At 66.7% G+C, this 2,424-nt stretch carries 2 protein-coding genes and 1 pseudogene; 1 reads left to right on the forward strand and 2 read right to left on the reverse strand.

Annotated features, from left to right (window positions below; all coding sequences use genetic code 11):
* Both B2W70_RS09300 and B2W70_RS09305 read right to left on the reverse strand, forming a co-directional pair.
* Window positions 1-323, reverse strand: a pseudogene (locus B2W70_RS09300) (hypothetical protein); the annotation flags it as partial.
* Window positions 324-450: 127 nt separating this feature from the next.
* A complete protein-coding gene (locus B2W70_RS09305; protein ID WP_286745087.1) occupies window positions 451-1,458 on the reverse strand; it encodes an alpha/beta hydrolase in 1,008 nt (335 codons plus the stop codon).
* Between the two features lie 84 nt (window positions 1,459-1,542).
* Here B2W70_RS09305 and B2W70_RS09310 point away from each other — a divergent pair, with 84 nt between their 5' ends.
* Window positions 1,543-2,223: a TetR/AcrR family transcriptional regulator gene (locus B2W70_RS09310; RefSeq protein ID WP_286745090.1), complete on the forward strand. Its 681-nt coding sequence runs from the start codon at window positions 1,543-1,545 to the stop codon at window positions 2,221-2,223.
* Window positions 2,224-2,424: the final 201 nt, after the last annotated feature.

Raw genomic sequence — 2,424 nt, forward strand, 5'->3', positions numbered from 1 at the left:
GGCGACAAGCCTGCGATCAGGTCGACGTCGGGCTTGTCCATGAGCTGCAGGAACTGCCGCGCGTAGGCGCTCAGGCTCTCGACGTAGCGTCGCTGGCCCTCGGCGTACAGCGTGTCAAAAGCCAGGCTGGACTTGCCCGAACCCGACAGCCCGGTGATGACCACCAGCTGGTTGCGCGGCAGGTCGAGGTCGATGTCCTTGAGGTTGTGGGTGCGGGCCCCGCGGATCTGAATCAGCGATGGGTCGCTGACCGCCCGGGCGGTGGCCTGGGCCACGGCGGTGGGAGCGGTCAACTCGTTCGGGGGAGGCATCTGGCGGGACATCTGGCGCGATCAGGACAATCGACCATGATACGTCGCCAGGGGCCGCCTGCGCCAGTTTCCTGACCGGGGGCCTCCTGTGTCCAGGGGGAGCTCAGGGCACCAGCGCCCCGCAGATGGCGCCAGGCGGTCAAGGCTTCAGGTGCTTGACGAAAAACGCCGTCTGCCTGCTCACCACCTGCTCGAAGGCCGGGCCGCTGTAGGGCGAGAAGTGATCGGCATCGGGCAACTCGAGGTACTCGCCCTTGGGCAGAGACTTGGCCACATCGCGAACCTTGGCCACCGGGATCAGGCCATCCTTGGCGGCCGCGATGACCAGCGCAGGCGCCTGCACCTTGGGCGCGCTGTCGCCCGGGAACCAGAACGGCAGGCTCAGGAACACACGGGCGGCCACCTTGTTCTGATCTTCCTGACCGGCTGGCACGAGCTTGTTGTAGCCCTCGTTGCACTCGGCGCAAACCAGGGCCGAGAAGGCATTGGGCGCGATGGTGGGCACGTAAACCGGCTCTTCGTCATCGCCACGCATCAGGTCACGCAGGGCATACCAGGTGGCCAGCGGCTGGTACTTGAGGGGAAACTGCAAACCACTGGAGAGGCCGCTGACGAAAGGCACCTGGGCGCTCACCGCCTTGACCTGCTGGGGCCGCTCGGCACCCACCACCAGCACCTGCCCGCCGCTGTAGGACGTGCCCCAGACGCCGATGCGCTGCGGGTCGATGTCGCTGCGCTTGGCCACGGCGTCCAGCGCCGACAGCCAGTCCTTGACGTGCTCTTTGCCATCGACGACGCGGCGGGGTTGGCCACCGCTTTTGCCGAAGCCACGGTAGTCGAAGCGCAGCACGGCAAAGCCGGCCTTGACGAAGCGCTCGGCAAAGGGGCCCAGGCCCCAGTCGCGCAGGCCACCAAAACCGTGGGCCATCACGATGACCGGCGGCTTCTTGCCGTCGGCGCGGGCTGAGGGCAGCCAGAGCTCGCCGTCGCAGGTGACCTGCTGGCAGGCGAAGGTCAAGGGCTGCACGGTGCCCACGGCAGCGGCCGTGACCACGGGCGCGGCGGCGGCGCCAACGGGCGCCTGGGCCAGCGCCAGCATCGGGGCAGACAGGAGTGCCGCAGCGGCGGCAACGAGGTGGCGGGTCATGGGATGTCTCCTCGGTTCAAACCGAATCTGATGTCAATCGATTTCAGTTGGTACTTTCGAGTACCAGTGGGGCGGAGATTAGACTTGCGAATTGGTACTGTCAAGTACCAACTCTTGCCTCACCCCTTCAATCACGTGTCCCCAACGCCCACCGAGACCGGCTCCGTGCACCAACGCGCCCCCCGCCAGCGGCTGCTCGACGGTCTGGCCCAGGTGCTGGGTGAGCGCGCCTACGCCGACCTCACCATCGCCGACGTGGTGGCGGCCGCTCGCGTCTCACGCCGCACGTTCTATGAACACTTCGACGGCAAGGACGCCTGCCTATTGGCCCTGTGCGAGCGCCTGAGCGAAGAGGTGCTGGCCTTGATCGCCACCGGCTACGACGCCGAGGGCGATTGGGTGCAGGAGCTCGAGAAGATCACCTCTGCCTACCTGCAGAACCTGCAGCAGCGGCCCGCCCTGGTGCGCGCGCTTTACCTGGAGATGCTGACGCTCGGGCCCGCAGGCCTGGCCATGCGGCGCCGCATCAGCGAGCGCTTCACGCAGTTTTTGATGATGCAGGTGGAGCTGTCGAGGCTGAAGGAGCCGGGCAAGCGGTCGCTGTCACCGGCTCTGGCCACGGCCATCGTCGGGGGCATCAACGAGCTGATCGTGCAGGCCATCGAGCAAGACCGGGCCGACCGGCTGGTGGCGCTGCAGCCAACGATCAGCGAGTTCGTGCGAGCGGTGTTGCATTCGTTGATGCCGGATGAGGCGACGGGCTGAACGCTGGCTGGGCTCAAACGCTTTGTGCGGGGTGGTTTTGGTTGGTGTGTTGTGCGTCGGCTGGTGCGCTGGTCCGGCAGGTGGGGTGGGTGTGATCCGGCCCTGCGCGGGGCATCACCGAGCTGGTTGGTGCTTCACCCCTTGAACACCAATCAAGTGGTTGCCGAGCCATGACACCGCACATGTCGGGCCGGCTCACAC

It is taken from the genome of Aquabacterium sp. UBA2148 (assembly GCF_002328915.1).
Lineage (GTDB): Bacteria > Pseudomonadota > Gammaproteobacteria > Burkholderiales > Burkholderiaceae_C > Aquabacterium > Aquabacterium parvum.

Excerpts from the sequence above, each read along its gene's own strand:
- B2W70_RS09305 (WP_286745087.1), bottom strand. The coding sequence starts at position 1,458 with ATGACCCGCCACCTCGTTGCCGCCGCTGCGGCACTCCTGTCTGCCCCG.